At 57.6% G+C, this 16855-nt stretch carries 15 protein-coding genes; 14 read left to right on the top strand and 1 reads right to left on the bottom strand.

Annotated features, from left to right (window positions below; all coding sequences use genetic code 11):
* The 13 genes from NW819_RS04925 to NW819_RS04865 all read left to right on the top strand — a co-directional run.
* A partial coding sequence (locus tag NW819_RS04925) for a chromophore lyase CpcT/CpeT (protein ID WP_414413069.1) occupies positions 1-638 on the top strand: 638 nt, incomplete at its 5' end.
* Between the two features lie 238 nt (positions 639-876).
* Complete coding sequence (locus tag NW819_RS04920) at positions 877-1926, top strand: hypothetical protein (protein ID WP_414413068.1); 1050 nt, start codon at positions 877-879, stop codon at positions 1924-1926.
* A 58-nt stretch (positions 1927-1984) separates the two neighbouring features.
* Positions 1985-2461 carry a hypothetical protein gene (locus NW819_RS04915; RefSeq protein ID WP_414413067.1) on the top strand — a complete coding sequence of 159 codons (477 nt, stop codon included), beginning with the start codon at positions 1985-1987 and terminating at the stop codon, positions 2459-2461.
* Positions 2462-2693: 232 nt separating this feature from the next.
* The gene (locus tag NW819_RS04910) at positions 2694-4757 is read left to right on the top strand and encodes an argonaute PAZ domain-containing protein (RefSeq protein WP_414413066.1); all 2064 of its coding nucleotides are present in this window, start codon (positions 2694-2696) and stop codon (positions 4755-4757) included.
* A gap of 64 nt (positions 4758-4821) precedes the next feature.
* Positions 4822-5016, top strand: coding sequence for a hypothetical protein (locus NW819_RS04905; protein WP_414413065.1), 195 nt, complete (start codon positions 4822-4824; stop codon positions 5014-5016).
* A gap of 129 nt (positions 5017-5145) precedes the next feature.
* Entirely contained in the window at positions 5146-6381 is a 1236-nt protein-coding gene (locus NW819_RS04900) for a hypothetical protein (RefSeq protein ID WP_414413064.1), read from the top strand.
* 7 nt (positions 6382-6388) lie between these two features.
* A complete protein-coding gene (locus NW819_RS04895) occupies positions 6389-6886 on the top strand; it encodes a bis(5'-nucleosyl)-tetraphosphatase (RefSeq protein WP_414356836.1) in 498 nt (165 codons plus the stop codon).
* A gap of 385 nt (positions 6887-7271) precedes the next feature.
* On the top strand, positions 7272-8516 hold the full coding sequence (locus NW819_RS04890) for a response regulator (RefSeq protein ID WP_414413063.1): 1245 nt from the start codon (positions 7272-7274) through the stop codon (positions 8514-8516).
* Positions 8517-8563: 47 nt separating this feature from the next.
* A complete protein-coding gene (locus tag NW819_RS04885) occupies positions 8564-8938 on the top strand; it encodes a response regulator (RefSeq protein ID WP_011434291.1) in 375 nt (124 codons plus the stop codon).
* 107 nt (positions 8939-9045) lie between these two features.
* Positions 9046-9594 (top strand): chemotaxis protein CheW, encoded by a 549-nt coding sequence (locus NW819_RS04880; RefSeq protein WP_011430974.1) that lies wholly within the window; start codon positions 9046-9048, stop codon positions 9592-9594.
* Positions 9595-9642: 48 nt separating this feature from the next.
* Positions 9643-11880: a methyl-accepting chemotaxis protein gene (locus tag NW819_RS04875; protein WP_414329978.1), complete on the top strand. Its 2238-nt coding sequence runs from the start codon at positions 9643-9645 to the stop codon at positions 11878-11880.
* A gap of 1 nt (position 11881) precedes the next feature.
* The gene (locus tag NW819_RS04870; protein WP_011434294.1) at positions 11882-14653 is read left to right on the top strand and encodes a hybrid sensor histidine kinase/response regulator; all 2772 of its coding nucleotides are present in this window, start codon (positions 11882-11884) and stop codon (positions 14651-14653) included.
* A 3-nt stretch (positions 14654-14656) separates the two neighbouring features.
* Entirely contained in the window at positions 14657-15139 is a 483-nt protein-coding gene (locus NW819_RS04865) for a hypothetical protein (protein WP_099812950.1), read from the top strand.
* Here NW819_RS04865 and NW819_RS04860 read toward each other — a convergent pair.
* Positions 15115-15666: a hypothetical protein gene (locus NW819_RS04860; protein ID WP_414408734.1), complete on the bottom strand. Its 552-nt coding sequence runs from the start codon at positions 15664-15666 to the stop codon at positions 15115-15117. The genes NW819_RS04865 and NW819_RS04860 overlap by 25 nt on opposite strands.
* A gap of 136 nt (positions 15667-15802) precedes the next feature.
* On the opposite strand from NW819_RS04860, the gene NW819_RS04855 reads away from it, so the two are divergent.
* The gene (locus NW819_RS04855) at positions 15803-16780 is read left to right on the top strand and encodes an acetyl-CoA carboxylase carboxyltransferase subunit alpha (RefSeq protein WP_414408733.1); all 978 of its coding nucleotides are present in this window, start codon (positions 15803-15805) and stop codon (positions 16778-16780) included.
* Positions 16781-16855 lie beyond the last annotated feature (75 nt).

Below are 16855 nucleotides of genomic sequence, written 5' to 3'. Positions count from 1 at the left end.
TTTACAGAAGTTCTGGATGCCCGCTTATGCCTATTGGGTTGGATCGGACTCCTTCCCCAGAGCTGCTGCAGATGGCGCGTTGGCTGGCAGGAGACTTCAGCAACCAAGAGCAAGCCTGGGAGAATCCACCGTTTTTTGCCCAAATCCGAGTGGCCTACCGCCCCTTGCCGGCCCAAGTTTTGGGCGGGATCGGCTTTTATGTGGAGCAAGCCTACAGCGGCCATTTGGAAGATCCCTATCGGCAGGCGGTGGTGGAATTGACTCAGGCAAGCGATGGGATCCTGATTCGCAACTATCGCCCTTTGGAGCCGCAGCGGTGGCGGGGCTGTGCTCGGGAGAGGGCAGACCAACTGAGTCAACTGCAGGCTGCCGACCTAGCCTATCTAGAGGGGTGTGATGTGCATGTGAAGAGGCAGGGATCCCTCTTCATCGGCGCGACGGAGCCGGGGTGCCGGTGTTGCGTGGTGCGCAACGGCCAAGCCACCTATTTGCAGACCACCTTGCACCTGAGCGAGAGCGAGTTTTGCAGCCATGACCGAGGGATGGATCCCATCACCCACCAGCAGGTTTGGGGGGCCCTGGCGGGCGCTTTTCGCTTCCAAAAAGTGGTCGATTGGCAGGCGGAGCTAATGCTGTAGGCTGCAGCCCATCCAGCCCCACAACTCCACAGTTGACAGCGCTATTGCGCACTCTCCCTCAGCCAGCTTTGTGTACACTGTCCTTGGCCGGGATCCAAATCCCCCAGGTTTGAGCGTGCTGTTTACCGGTTGCAACCGGGCTAGGCTCCTTTTAATTCAGTGTGGGTATTCAATGCAGGCGAGGTCGGGCCCAAAGGATGAGCCACGGTCTGGGTGGGCTTGGCACAGCCCTTGGGGAATGGTGATCGCCCTGGTTGGGATCTTGACCTTGCTGCTGCTCGGTGCCGGATGTTCTGGCCAGGGGGAATCTGCAGCTTCCCCCCCTGCGTTGATCCCTCTCCCACCTCAACCGGGAACCGAGTCGATTCCCATGCCGGTGCGTACCCTGGGCAACAGCCGCTTCAAGCTCCTGGGCCTGACAGTGGGGGTGGCCGGGAGCGGAGCTGAGGTGTTACTGGATACCGGCTCGGCAGGTTTGCGCATCATAGCGACAGCAGCAGGTCGCTTTGGCCTGGAGCGGACGGGGATCCCTTCCACCGTGACGTTCGGAGATGGCACGCAATTTATCGGCGTGTTGGCCCGCGCCCCCTTCAGCATAGGCGGGATCCCCAGTCGGGAGCCGGTAACGATTCAGTTGATCGACCGGATCACCTGTGTGGACGCCCTGGTGGCCAGTTGTTCAGAGAACTTGTTTGGAGAAGGGCGGCCCTTCGCCGGGATCCTAGGCACGTCCTTGGATGAGCGCAGCCCCGACCGCGAGCTGTTTAGTCCGCTCACCCGCCTTCCGGGCAATTTCCGCTCTGGGTACATGATCCAAACGGGGGGCTTCAACTCCACCCAGGGCCTGTTCACGGTTGGCCTAACGGCGGCCAACACCGCCGGCTTCAATTTCCGGCAGTTTCCCCAGGTGGGAAGCTTTCCCGATGGCACACCCATCTGGCGGGATGAGGCTTTGCAAGTGGCCTACAGCATCAGCAACACTTCTATTCAAAATGCTCTCAGCCCCACCGTTTTTGACAGTGGTTCTTCCGACATTTTTCTCAACGTCAGGCTGTTGGGGGCAGCTCCTTTCTCCACCTCGACCTTGCCCCCCGGCGCTGAATGGCGAGCTGTGCTGGAGGGGGCTTTTGACTACCGCATTCGGGTTGGCTTTCCCATTACGCCCAGCCGGGATCGGATTTTTGTTAACGGCAACCAAGGAGTGCAACTGTTGGGCATGCCACTGTTTTTCAACGCTGACGTTGCCTTTGATATTGAAGGCGGTCGGATCGGCTTTCGCCTACGTTGAGACGAAGTTGTTTTCAACATCCAAAAGCATTGGGATCACTTGCGGAGAAGAACTTGCCATGTTCGGTCGAGCCTTGAAAACCGGGAACAGCACGCTGCACAGATGGCCTTGGGTTTGGGGACTGCTGTTGTTGTGTTGGTTGGGGCTAGGTGGGCCAGGGTGGGCCGTGAGCTTAGGGGATCCCTTGCCGGAGTGGGCTGAGTCTGTGCAGGTGGGACGACAGCGGCTGCGCGGGGTGGAGCAATACCGCGGCCAGGAACAAATCCGCGCCTATGGCAACGAAGCAGGACGGGTGTTTTGGATTCAAATCAACAGCAGCGCTGACTTGCCCCCGGATTACCGAGACTATTTGGGCGAATACCAACAATTTCTGGTAGAAGCTGTAGAAGTGGTGCCGTTGCGAGCCCGACGGCTGCGCTTCCGCCAGGGAAATCGCAGCGCCGAGTGGCAGGTGGTGGGCATGAGCGGTCGGTTTCAGGCGGAGGCGATCAGTAGAGATTTGGCTCCGCCAGGGTTGTTTGGAGATCCCTCGTGAAGAGCAGGAGAATTAGAGCTTATCCTAGAGATCCTAGAGAGAAACTTGAAACTAGAGTCTGCCAATGAATTTACTCCAGAAGAAAGTTGAGGTTACTCTTAATCGCTTCTTCGTCAAGGAGCTAACTCAAGAAGAGCTCACCTTCTATGAGTATAGTTGCAGGCCAAACCCTCTTCCAGATCTAGGAGAGGAGCAGAGGGCTCTCTCCAAGATTTGTAATCAGCTAGGTGTAATGGCTGTTCGTCTGGGAAATCGCATCATAACCCGAGAAAAAGTTCCGGCCAGTAAACTCAAAACAGAGGAATGGGAGTTGGAAGAGCTTGGTTCTAAGGCTCTAGATTGTACAGACCCTACAGAGAGACAGGCTCTAGAAACTTTCGAGCGCAAGAAACTAGATTGGAGTCTAAGATCTAAGTACAAAAAAACAGAGATTGAGCGATCAACAGGAGGAGGATTGATCTGGTGGGTTACGGGTCTGGAAGGAGTAGAACGGATTGAAGGAGTAAAACCACTTTGCGGAGATGGGTGGGAGGTTCACAGAGGAAGAGAGCTAGACGTTGTTATTAGACAAGATAAGAAGCTCTATCTAGAGATCGACATCCGATACCATTTCTACAGCCCATGGACGCTGCATGAGTGGCTGGAAAATTACCCAGATGTCTCAATTGAAATTGTACGAAACACATACAGGACAAAAAATAATAAATACCTAACTTGGGAGTATCGAGGCATTATCTCCAATCAGTCGCCAAGGGAAGTATGGTTAGCGGAGCTAAACACTAGCTTAGCGGATTATCATGTACAGAAGTACGGAGCAACTCCAGAAGAAGTTGATGGCTCTCTGGTGGTTCAAGTGGTCTCGAGAGAACGCAATTTCAGACAAAAGGCAGAGCCTATCCTTCATCTATCGCGGAGACTGTCGCCTGTTTTAACTTTGGAGATGCTAGCAAGTATAGAAGATCAAAGATGGACTGGCAAAAAAGTTAGCTCCTTGGTTAGCGAGCACATCAGAAAAAGTTTAGAAGAGAGATTGAAAGAGTCTAAAGAGACCGCAAAAACTATTATAGAAAATGTCTACAATATTTCTGACTTTCAGGCTGACCCCCTAAAAGCAGAAGGATACATTATGCCAAGTCCAAGGCTATTGGGGTTTGGTCATAGACAAGTCCAAAACCCCGCGAGAGTTAGGTACCAAGGATGTGCAAGAGTTGGCGAGACAAAGTTTGGACTTCTAAATCTTGACGATAATAAACGTGAGTATCCTACTGATGTTCGCAAGTGCCTACTTGAAGTAGCTAAAAAGAGCGGAGCAAGAGTTGAAATAGACTTTTACGCAACCCGTCAAGATTTGCCTGAAGGCGACCTTGCTCAACAGAGGTTTTGGCAAAGCTGGGCCGACAAAGGGATCAAAACCGTTCTGGTTGTCATGCCCTTGTCGCCTAATGAGCACAAGCAAAAGATCCGCTTGCAAGCACTTCGAGCAGGAATAGCAACTCAGTTTATGATTCCTGGAGCTGACCCCTACAAAGCTCTAAATGTCGTACTAGGACTTCTGTGTAAAGCTGCGTGGCAACCCGTGTTGCTTGAACCCCTCGATCATCCTGAATGCTCCGAGCTTACCATTGGTTTTGATGTGGGGACGAATCGAGAGCTTTACTACGGAACCTCTGCCTTCGCGGTACTGGCCAATGGTCAAAGCTTAGGCTGGGAGTTGCCCGATATACAAAGAGGAGAAACTTTTTCCGGCGAGGCAATTTATCAAACCGTGTCCAAGCTCGTCAATAGATTCTACAACAAATTTCATCGATACCCTAGAAAGGTTCTTTTGATGAGGGATGGCTTAGTTCAAAGAGGCGAATTTGATAAAACAATTGAGGAACTAAGAAAAGAAAAGATTGCTGTGGATATTGTTGGGGTTCGCAAAAGTGGCACAGTCAGAATGGGAAGAGAGGAAAAAGGAAGCTATAGAGACGCTGCAATGGGCACTGTCATTTTTGACCATGAACGAAGGTCATTTATGCTCGTAACAAGCCAGCCCATTAAGAAGTCCTCGGTGCCAATTGGCAGCGCAAGACCGCTGCGAGTTGTCCATGAACACGGCAACACTCCTTTGGAAGTTCTGGCTATACAAACTTACCATCTCTCCCAGCTTCATCCCGCCAGTGGTTTTCAAGCCTGTAGGCTTCCTTGGGTATTGCACTTTGCCGACAAAAGCAGTAAAGAGTTCCAGCGCATTGGCAACAGCATTTTTAGTGTGCTGCAGAACATAAACCGAGAGAAGTTGATTGCCGTCTAGCCAAGGGAGGGGATCCCCACCTGCCGGCCTTGCTAGGATTGGGGGGGTGGTTGGTGTTGCGGCTATGGAGATAAATGAGGTCTGGAAGACCTTTCTGAGCAATCCTGTTCCGTTCTGTGGCGGTTTTCTCAGCGGCCTGCTGCGTTTGGATGTGAAGCAGGATCCCTTGCGCAGTTGGCTGGAGTCCCAGGGGCTGAGGGTGGAGGAGCCCCCGCCTTCCGGTCGCTCCGACGGCCCCCAATCCATTTCCATTGAATAGGCGTACTCAATCGGCGGGCAGAGAGTAGGGATCCCTTCCAAAGGGTTACTCACGGTCGTGGGAAGCGCTCTGATCCGGGCACAAGCAGCGACAAGAAGGGCAGCAAGAGCGGTGTTGCGAGGTGAGCTGATGTTCCCTGAACCCTCCCAATTTAGGAAGCGGCAGGGATCCCTTCGAGGCTGGGGCTATCTCGGCGGGGTGGTGTTCCTGGTAACGGGACTGGTCGGTCTGCCGTCAGGGGATCCAGCCGTGGCCCAATCGGCTCCCTCTTCTCTTGCCAGCCCTAAGCAGGATCCCCAAGCTTGGCTGGAGCGCTACAACGCCGCTCTAGAGCAATTGCCCCCTTTGCCCAACTTGCAATATCGCCAGCAGGTGCGGGTAGAGGGATCCCAAACCTTCACAGCCACGTTGGATGTGCTCTACCGCCGCGACGGCAGTTGGCAGGCTTGGGTAGCCGAAGGGGATCGCATCCGCCTCTTGGATTCGCGCCAATTGGAAGTGGTGAACCAGTCGGATCTGCTGCAGCTGTACTCGGTGTATGTGAGCCGACCGGAAGCCCTCTTGCCCTCGGTGAGCTTTTACTTGAAGGCGGATCCCAGCCGCTACCGCGTCCTCTCCTCAGAACGGGTGGATTTGGCTGGATCCCCTGTCCAGCACTTGCGCCTAGAGCCCATTCAGGAAGGCCAGTTGCGGGAGCTGTGGCTGGATCCGCAGTCGGGGCTGCCGCGGCAGGTGTTGCTGTTTTTGTCGGGGGTGTGGGGGCAGGCCTATGTCCTGATGGGGTTTACGGCGGTGCCAGCTCCCGAGGGAGGGGAGCGCTACTGGCTGCCGGAGAGCACCCGCATCAATTTGGGCTATGGCTTTTGGACCCTGGAGGGCCTGAACCGCCGCGTGTTCAGGGGATCCCTTTCCATCCAGCACGACTATCAGGACTACCAAATCCTACCGGATGGTGGGGAGTTGCGCTTTTTGCCTTCGCAGCCGCCGGTGGATGCGCCGCCGGTGGTAGCCGGCCTGCCGGGGAGCGCTCCTCAAGCGGAGTTGGGAGATGTGCGGGCCTTGGGAGTGGATGAGCAGGGCAACCAGCAGTTCAGCATTGGCCTGGGCCGGCGCTCCAGCCCGGACAATTCCTTGGAAGACCGAATCGTTGCTTTCAACCTAACCCGACCCACCAGCCGCAACGCCCTGACCCAAATCGATACTTTAGCTCTTTTGCCTCTGGGGAATGGCCAGTTGCCCATCTATCTCTTCCAATTCGACACCGGTCGCCCCCTCTCGCCCCTGCAGGGGGTAGAGCGCCCGCAGGTGGATCCCAACGAGGTCTTCGCTCCTAAGCCGCCAGCCATCAAACTCTTTGGAGATTAGCTCCCCAATGCTGATAGATGCTGCCTATGGGGTGATCCCCATCCTGCCCCACCCACCCGCCCAGGAAGCTCCCGGACCCGGCTCTTCGCATTTGTATCTGCTCATCCAGCACCAGAAGGGGCATTGGGCTTTCCCAAAAGGGCACAAGGATGGCTCCGAAAGCGACCTGGAGGCGGCGCAGCGAGAATTGCGAGAGGAAACCGGCTTGACCGACTACCAGCTTCTGACCCTGCCCGGCCAGTCTGACCCTTTGACGCTGCAGGAAGCCTACACCTTTACGGATCCAGAGGGGAACCGAGTGGCCAAAACCGTTACCTACTACGTGGCCTTGCTGCCGCCCCAATTTCCTCCCCCTGAGCTACAGGTGCAACCAGAGGAGGTGGCCGCCTACCGCTGGTGCTCCTACCCCGAAGCCTTGGAGCAGATCAGTTTTGAAGAGAGTCGGCAACTGCTGCGCCGCTGCCAAGCCCACCTGGAGCAGCTTTGGAAATTGGAGAAGACCTAAGTTCCGTATTTTTACGGAAGAGGTTTATCGGGGTTACCTTTATCTTGTCTTGCAGGCTTTCCGCGGGAAGTTCCCGAGTAAGAAAGCCAGCAGACAATCTGAGGGCTAGCCTTCACCTTTAGAGATTGGCTGATGAGCAATAGTCATCGATCTCCCCAGGAGGAGAGTTTTTCTGAATACGGATTGAACGCTGAAACTGCCTTTGAGTTCGTGCAGCCTTGGCCGTCTTGTTGGGCTTGGCTCATCTAAAGATCTCGTCTGGGTCAGGGCTGGGCTTGAACTGTATTCTGGAAAGCATTTTTTCACCGGCTTGTGGGGTAGCTAAGACTTCAGTCGTGTCATCAACCTCAGCGCAGGAAATTGTCCGAGCACGTCCTCTCGACCCATGAACTGTCCCCCCGTCTGTACAGAAGTCTCGGCCCATCTGCTGAACGCAGAGGTCAGCTTCACAGGAGTTGTTCGGTATTTCAGTGCCTTGGACAAAGGGGAGGGGCTGGGCACTTGGTCATTGGTGTTTCACCAAGGTCGCCTGGGGTTTGCTCACCACAGCTTGGAGCCCTTGGAGCGCTTGGATCGCCACCTGCGTCGGCTCAGCCATCAAGTCTTTTCTCTGACTCGCCAAAATTGCCTACGCATCCATCGGCAGGTGGAGGCGCTATTGGCTCAGGAGACTGGGCCTCTACCTGCAGACCTTCTGGGGCTGAGTTGGATGGTAACGGAGCAACTGCTGCCTTGGGAAGCTGCGCGCAGGTTGAATGCTTGGATCGGCGAGGAGGTGCTGCAAAATCTGTTGCTGGTTCCAGGGGGCTTTCAGCAGGAGATCATCCCACTGGACAACGTGCCCACCCTGGGCCAGTGGGATGGGGGATCCCTGCTCGACCTGATCCAAAAGCGGCTACGGGCATGGCAATCTTTGGGGCCTGAGATCACCTCCCCCTACCAACGGCCCTACTTTGCCAGCCGGGCCCAGGCAGAACGCCTTCCCGCCGAGCAACAGGAACGGCTAGGCCGGTTACTGAAGGGGTTTAGCTTCCGCCAGTTGAGCGCCCTTCTCGATCAAGACGACCTCCAGATCGCTCGCCGCCTACATCCTCTGGTCAAAGCCGGTATCCTTGTCCTGCGGGATCCCCAGCCCCCCTTTGATCGGCTGCCCAAAACCTACTCGGCCAAGCTTGAGACAGAATCACAGCCCTCAGAAACTCCCACCGTCCCTCTTCACCTGGCCAACGGGCTTGCAGATCTAGGCCCATCTCCCCAAGCCTCGAAAACCTGGATTGTGGCCTGTATTGACGACAGCGAAGCCATGCTCAGCGAGTTGCAGCGGTTGTTGGAAGGGCACAACCTGGTCATTCACACCATCAGCGACTCTTTGAAAGCCCTGATGAAGCTGACCACCCTCAAGCCAGATTTGATCCTGCTGGACGTGGGTATGCCCAACGTGGATGGCTACCAATTGTGCAGCCTCATCCGCAAATCCTCCGTGTTAAAGGATGTGCCGGTGGTGATGGTCACAGGCCACAAAGGTCTGATCGATCGGGTGAAGGCGCGCCTGGCCGGTGCCACCGATTACCTGACCAAGCCCTTTCGGCAGGAAGAATTGCTGCAGATGGTGTTTCGCTATCTCAGCTAGGGATCCCTCTAAAGGTTCGTCGAAAAAGAGATAAGGAGATGTCGATCATGGTGAAAGTTCTTGTGGTGGAAGATGTGGCCTCGGAGCGACAGCTCATCAGCGATTACCTCCGCTCAGAAGGCTATCAGGTGGTAGCGGTGGCCAACGCCCAAGAGGCATTGCAGCAGATCCGCAACGACAAACCCGATGTGGTGCTGACGGACTTGGTCATGGAAGGCATGAGCGGGCTGGAATTGTGCCGCCAAATCAAGAAAAACCCGGAAACCCAAAAGTTGCCCGTTGTGGCCTGTACTTCTAAAAATCAAGAGCTGGACAAACTCTGGGGCATGAAGCAAGGGATCGATCTTTATCTGACCAAGCCTTTTACCCGCGAAGACATTTTGCGGGCCGTGAAATCAGTAGTGCTCAGCCCGAGCTCATGATTTTTGCCACTCCTGTCCTTGCTGAGCTGCGCCTCCAGTTAGGATCCCTGTGATTATCACGAATTGTTCTTAGGAGATGTCTTAGAATTGGCAGAGCGAGAACGGCAATGGCGGTAGCTTTCTCCCCACACAGCCCTACTTCTACCCGTACCGGCGAGCTGTACTTACATCTACAGTTGGGGGTAGACTGTCGGGCCCTTTTGCCCATGGCATTTGCCCAGGAAGCTCTAATTGTTGGCCCGCACCACTTTACCCTTCTCCCCAACCAGCCCGCATGGGTGCTGGGCTTGTTCAACTATCGCAATCGCATTCTCTGGGGACTGGATCTGCCGCAATTTCTCGGCCTAGAGCCCTTGGACTTTGGGCAGCCCGAACACCACTTGGTGGTGATGCGCCCAGAATTTGGGGGCTCTGCATCGCCAGTGCGAACAGGCTTGGGCCTGGCAACCCAACACGTGAAAGGAGTAGCTCGAGTGCCCGCCGAGGAGATCCAACCCTTAACAAAAGCCCAGGCAGCACAAAACAACTTTCGACTGGAGAACTTCTACGACTCTTGCAAAGGGCTGGTGTTGGAAGGGGATGAGCCTCTCTGGGTGCTCGACCCTCTTGCCATTGTCCAAAAGCTCAACTCAGTTGATTCCTCGGCAAACCCTTGATCTTGGCGACCTTTTCCCCGACTTACCCTCACTTAAAGGCAAAATTCTATGGTTTCCTTCCGTCCCCTCTTTCTCAGGCCTGCTCCATCTTCCCGGCCCCAACGCAAAGTCGCGGGATCCCGCCTGGCCCTGGCAATCAGTTTTCCTCTGGGCATCAGCTCCCTGCTGTTTGCCGTCTCTGCCGGCAGCGTAGCCCGCACCTATTTCGAGTTCAAGCCGGCGATCTCGCGGCAGTTCACCCTGCAAAACCTGAGCGATCAGGTGATCTATTTGGATGAAGTCTTGACCATGTCTGCCCGCATGGCCGCTGCCAGCGGGGATCTGTCCTGGGAAGAGCGCTACAACATCCATGTCCCTCAGTTGGATGAGGTGCTGGCGGAGATTCAGCAATTGGATCCCGCCTCTTACGAAGCCTATGCAGCCAAAACCACAGCAGCCAACATCAAGCTGGTGGAGTGGGAAGTGCAGGCTTTTGATCTGATTCGGGCCGGCGAGCAGGAACGGGCTTTCAACTTGCTGCACAGCCCTGAGTACGAAGAGCAAAAGCGCATCTACGCCGAAGGGATCAACCAAACCCTGGAGGCCATTCGCAGCAACATTCAGGCCAGCGTCCAGCTTTACGAGCAAGATCTGCTGCAGGCTTTGATCTTTTCCGGCATCAGCTTCCCGATTCTGCTGCTGAGCTGGGGGATCATTTTGATCCTGGTGCGCAACTTTGTGCGGGAACGCAACGCCACCTACGAGCGACAAGTTTCCGACACCCGACTGGCCCAGCGGTTTGCCGATATTGCCCGGATTCGCCAAGAGCAAGAGCTGATCGATCCCCTAACTGACTTGTTGGGCGAGATGCGCCAGCGCTTCGGTGCCGAACGAGTGGCCTTCTATCGCTTGACCGCTCCCGAAGAGGCGCAGGTTATCGCTGAATCTCACGACAGCCGCCTGCCCGACACCTTGGGCACCCTCCTCCGCAGGATCCCGGCTCCGATCCAGCAGGCTCTCCACGGCGGGCAAGTTTACGCTTTTGGCCCGGTGCCTAGGCCAGATCTGGGCGCCGACTACCTGCAGAGGCTGGCCACAGCCCAACTGAAAGCCGAGATGATAGCGCCGGTGGTGCGTGGCGATGAGCTTTACGGTTTTTTGGCAATAGGCCGCGCCCAAAGCCAGAGCTGGTCTGACGAAGAACAGAAAACCTTGGCAGAGCTGGCCAACCGCCTGGGTCAAGCTTTGGGTAACCTGGGGGCGCTGGAGCAAAAAGCCGTGGCCGCCCAGGAACGGGAGCGGTCGGAAGCGCTGCAAAGAGAGCTGCTGCAGCTTATCAGCGAGGTCACAGAAGCCTCGCGGGGGGATCTCACGGTGCGGGCGCAGCTAACAGCCGGACAAGTTGGCATCATGGCGGACTTTTTCAACGTCATTATCGAGAGCTTGCGCGACATCGTGATTCAAGTGCAGCAGGCCGCCGGTCAAGTCAACCAATCCATTGGTCGTGACGAGGCAGCCATTCGCGAGTTGGCCGAAGCCGCTCTCCGACAGGCCACCCAAATCGAAGAGACCTTGCGCTCTGTCGAGCAAATGACGCTCTCAATCGAGGAGGTAGCCGATAAAGCCCAACAGGCCGCCACCGTTGCCGAATCTGCCGCCGCCACGGCCATCAACAGCAGCTTGACTATGGATCGCACAGTGCAAAACATCCTGCAACTGCGGGAAACGGTGGCCGAAACGGCCAAGAAGGTGAAGCGGCTGGGGGAATCTTCCCAGCAGATTTCCAAGGTGGTGTCCTTGATCAACCAGATTGCGCTGAAAACCAACCTCTTGGCGGTGAACGCCAGTATCGAGGCAGCCCGTGCCGGCGAAGAAGGGCGAGGTTTTGCGGTGGTCGCCGAGGAAGTCGGGGCACTGGCGGCCCAGTCGGCAGAAGCCACCCGCGAGATCGAGCGCATTGTGGAAGGGATCCAACGGGAAACCGGCGAGGTGGTACAGGCGATGGAAACCAGCACCGGCCAGGTGGTGGAGGGAACCCGCTTGGTGGAAGCAGCCAAGCAGAGCCTGGGACAAATTGTGGAAGTCTCGCGGCAGGTGAACCAGCTCTTTCAGGCCATTGCCCGCTCCACCGATGCCCAGGCAGATGCATCTCAAACGGTGCGCCAGTTGATGCAGCAAATCGCCAACATTGCCGCCCAGACGGCGGCAGCCTCGCAGCAGGTGGCCAACTCTCTCCAGGCTACGGTGGCGGTTGCCCGTCAGTTGCAGACTTCTGTGTCCACCTTCAAGGTGGGGGAGGCGGTTTAGCATGGGGCCGAATCCCACTTCCCTCGACCCACGCGAGTGGCAGGTTAGGCTGCAGTTTTTGGACGAAGCCCAGGCTTACCTCGACACCCTGGAGGCAGGGGTGTTGGGCCTGGGATCCCAGAGTTTGGATCGCCCCCGTTTGGATCGCTTGCTGCGGGCTGCTCATTCCATCAAGGGCGGGGCGGCCATGATGGGCTTTCCGGTGCTTAGCGACTTGGCCCATCGCCTGGAAGATGGTTTCAAGATCTTGCAGGTGGATCCCCAAAAAGCCGACCCCGCAGTGGAGCGCAACCTCTTGGCGGCGTTGGATTGCATGCGCCAAATAGCCCAGCAGCACCGCCAGCAGCGGCTTTTGGACGAATCTTGGCTGGCAGAGCGGGTGCAGCCTCTTTTCGATCAATTGCGAGAGCAGTTGGGAGAGTTGCAGCCTGAGGACAACGTCCAAGTCCTGGCAGCAGAGGCCGGGGGCGATATGCGGGTGCTGCTGTTTGCAACCGAGGTGGAGGCCTGTCTGCAGCGGTTGGAAGGTGTGCTGGCCCACCCCGAGCAGCCCTGTTTGCGGGAGGAGTTTCTCATTGCTGCCCAAGAGCTGGGGGCGCTGGGGGAAATGTTGGATCTGCCTGCCTTTGCCACCCTGTGCGGCTCAGTAGTCCAAGCTCTGGAGACGCTGCCGCCAAATGCCAAGGAGCAGGTGTTGCCCGTTGCTCAGGCGGCTTTACAAGCTTGGCGACGCTCGCAGGCCCTGGTGCTGGTCGGTCAGGTCGCTCTTCTCCCCAGCTCCTGGGATCCGGCAGAGCCTCCAGTTTCCCCCCCGCCAGAAGCCCCTCCCCCTGCAATGGCAGGAGCCACCGAGCTGCCGGATTCGATTCCAGCCGGGGCCAAAAGCGCTGCCGAGATGCTACGGGTGCCGGCTCGCCCTCTGGAACAGTTGGGGGAGCTGTTGGGAGAGCTCATAGGGGAGCGCAACCGCTTAAACAGTCGCCTGCAACGGCTGCGGGAGCTGGTCAGCTTGTTCAAACGGCGGGTTCGCACTCTAGAAGAAACCAACAGCCGCCTGCGCAGCAGCTACGACCGCGTCGCTGCCACCGTGCCTGCTTCTGTGCTCTTGAAAAAAGAAGGGGATCCCGGCCTGACCTTGGCCGATACCTTTGACCTCTTGGAGATGGATCGCTATGGAGAGATGCACCTGCTGACCCAAGAGGTGATGGAAACCGTTGTGCAAATTGATGAGGTAACCCACGATATCGACACCACCCTGCAGGAGACCGAAGGCAGCGCCCGCCAGCTCAGCCGCCTCTCCAGGCAAATGCAAACCCGTCTCGACCAGGTGCGCATGCAGCCTCTATCGGATTTGACGGATCGCTTCCCCAGAGCGCTGCGGGAGCTGAGCTTAGCCCATGGCAAGCCCGTGGAGCTGCGGGTCTTGGGGGGATCCACCCTAATCGAGCGCTCGATTTTGGAGGCCTTGGCGGATCCCTTGTTGCACTTGGTGCGCAACGCCTTTGACCACGGCATCGAGGCTCCAGACACCCGCCTGGCCCAGGGCAAGCCGGCCAAGGGCCTCATCGAAATTGCCGCCAGCCAACGGGGCAACCGCACTCTGATCACGGTGCGAGACGATGGGGCAGGGATCTGTCTGGATAAAATCCGGGCCCGCGCCTTGCAGATAGGGTTTTCCGCTGCCGACCTGGCTGAGGCCAGCTCCCAGGAGCTGCTGGAGTTGATCTTCCAGCCGGGCTTCAGCACCGCCGAGCGAGTCAGCGAGCTATCTGGACGGGGAGTGGGTCTAGACGTGGTACGCACCAACCTGCAACGAATTGGCGGCCAGGTGCAGGTGGAATCTTGGCCGGGACGGGGCACGCTGTTTACCCTCACTCTGCCCGTTTCTTTGAGCGTCACCCGCGTGCTGCTGACAGAATGCCAGGGGTTGATGTTGGCTTTTCCGGCCAACGCAGTGGAAGAATTGCTTATCCCCCCGCAGTTGCCTGCCGATTCCTTTCTCTGGGAAGGGGAGCAGATCCCTTTAATTCCTGTGGGCCACTGGTTTCGCTTCGCGCGCTGGCAGCCTCGCCGGGAAATTGACGAGACCCCCCTTCTCGACCGACCTGTGGTGCTGCTGGTGGTAGAAGACAACCGGCCCTATGGCCTGTTGGTGGATCGCTTTTGGCGGGAGCAAGAGGTAACTCTGCGCCCGGTGGAGGGAGGTCTGCCTCTGCCGTCGGGATTCTCCGGCTGTACGGTTTTGGCCGATGGGCGAATCGCTCTTTTCGTGGATCCGCCTGCCCTCTTGAGCTGGCTGCTCGCCCAGCGGGATCAGCCCTGTCAGTCGGCAAGGGATCCCCTTCCCCAGCCCAGGTTTGCCGCCCAGCCCACCCTGCTGGTGGTGGAAGATTCGGTCAACGTGCGCCGCTTCTTGGCCATGACCCTAGAAAGAGCAGGGTTCCGGGTTGAACAGGCTCGCGACGGACAAGAGGCCCTCGAGCACTTGCAGAGAGGAATTCCCATCCGAGCGGTGATTACCGACATTGAAATGCCGCGGCTGGATGGCTTTGGCTTGCTGGCCCAGATTCGTGCCCACCCCCTGTATGACCAGCTTCCCGTGGTCATGCTCACCTCCCGCAGTGGCGAGAAACACCGCCAACTGGCCCAGCGGCTGGGAGCCAGCGCCTACCTCTCCAAGCCCTTCCAGGAACAGGAGCTGATCCAAAAGCTGCGGCAACTGCTGCAACCAGCCTCTTCGGCACCTTCCACCGGCGTTTTGATGGCGAGGTAGTCCATGCCCCTGCTTTCCCCTCTGCGCCTGCGTCGTCTGGCTCGGCAAGAACAACTGAGAAACCGGCAGACCTTGATTACTTTCCAACTGGGCTCCTACTGCTTCGGCCTCCCTGTTGATCGGGCGCGGCGAGTTTTTAGCTGGGCAGAGTTTCAGCTTGCTCAGGAGGGCGGCCCCCAGCTTTTGGATACCGGTCGTTTGTTGCTGGGCCGAGGGATCCCTTTTCAACCGGAAGGGGTTATTCTGTTGCAGCCAGGCAGTTCTGAGGACGGATTGTCCGACCAGATCGACAACCCAGAAACAGGGGCTCTGCCCATTCCCACTCAGCCCCTCCTGCGCCGTCTGCCCTCTTCCCAGTTGCAGCCTCTCCCCAGCCGCTATGCAGCTCAGGCCCGCCAACGGGGTATTGTGCAGTGGATCCCGCCAGCCGAAGGCCAGCTCCCCCTGTTGGTGTTCGACCCTCATCTCTGGCCTGTCTGTTCTTGAGCGGGGAGAGGGGGCAGTTGCAGTTCTGGATTCTCCACGCGGGTTAGCTCCCAGCGGAAGTGCTCCCCACCCCGTCGCTGCCAATTCAATCGGAAGGGTTGCTCCAAGGCGTTCACCTGATCCCGCGTCAGGTTGGCTAAGGGGCCGCCGGAGCCCTCGATCACAAACCAGAGAGTGGCCTGTCCTTGGCGACTGGGATCCCCTGGGCCGAGCTGCACCTGCAGCGCTTGGGGTTGGAGGCGCAAGCGAAAAAATTGCCCGAAGATCTCGCGGCTGTAGGCCAGCGCCCGCTGCTTATCCAGGCCCCAACCATCGCTATAGGCCTCAGAGACCAGCATCTCCACCTGATCCCAGTTGCGCTGCTCCACCGCCCGCAGCAATCTCTCCGTGTGGACGCGGATTTGTCGCTCAGGCCGCCCGTATTGCCAAAAGGCTCCCACCCCGATAGCCAAGACGACGGATCCCACCACCCCCCAGCGCAGCCAGGGGGGAAGGGGTGAAGGGGGAGAAGAGACAGAAGCAGACAAGGGATCCCTCTTGGGCAGTAGGGGGATTGCTCCCTCTAGCCTAAGGGATCTACATGTGAGAAGATCAAAGCCTGACCCCGAAATCTGTGCAGCCTCTGCCGGTCACAGCACGCTCCCGAAATTTAGCCAACCGGTCATGACCAAGTCCAACGACCGCCTACTGCTGGAGTTTGAGCAGCCTGTCGCCGCCCTAGAACAACGGATTCAGGAAATTCGGGCCTTGGCAGAAGAAAACGACATCGATGCCTCTGAGCAAATTCGCCAATTGGAAGCCAAAGCCGAAGAGCTGCGCCGTGAGATCTTCAGCCAGCTCACGCCGGTAGAACGGCTCCAGGTGGCCCGTCACCCCCGCCGCCCCACCACCCTGGATTACGTACAGACCATCTGCGACGACTGGTTTGAGCTGCACGGGGATCGCCACGGCCAAGACGATCCGGCCATTGTGGGCGGGTTGGCCAAGCTGGGGGAGCAGCCGGTGATGATCCTCGGCCACCAAAAGGGCCGCGACACCAAAGACAACATCCACCGCAACTTTGGGATGCCCAATCCTGCCGGCTACCGCAAAGCCCTGCGGCTGATGGAACATGCCCACCGCTTCGGCCTGCCCCTGCTCACCTTCATCGACACGCCGGGGGCTTACCCAGGCGTCAAGGCGGAAGCCGAGGGCCAAGGAGAGGCCATTGCCACCAACTTACAAACCCTCTTTCGGCTGGAGATCCCCATCATCTGCACCGTCATCGGCGAAGGGGGATCCGGAGGAGCATTGGCCATTGGCATTGGCAACCGCATCTTGATGTTCGAGCACGCCGTCTACTCCGTGATCTCGCCGGAAGGCTGCGCGGCTATTCTCTGGAAAGACGCCAAAAAAGCTCCGCAAGCGGCGGCAGCCCTGCGCATTACCGCCCAAGACCTGCTGCAACTGGAGGTGATCGACGAGATCCTGCCGGAGCCGGTCGGCGGCGCTCACCGCGCGCCCTTGGAAGCTGCTCAAACCCTCAAAGAGGCTCTTCTCAGGCATCTCAAGGAACTTTCTAGCCTGAGCGGGCGAGAATTGCGCGAGGAGCGCTACCAAAAGTTTCGCCGCATGGGAGCGTTTCTGGAGCTTTCTGAATAGACTTATGCATCCCTGATTTATAGTCGTTTCAGATTAGGGTGAGACACCTGGGCCATTGATCGCGCCAGCGGGACG

Source organism: Synechococcus sp. R8-2, from assembly GCF_047461715.1.
Lineage (GTDB): Bacteria > Cyanobacteriota > Cyanobacteriia > Thermostichales > Thermostichaceae > Thermostichus.
Note: the sequence above shows the minus strand (reverse complement) of the source record. Positions and strands in the feature narration are given on the sequence as shown.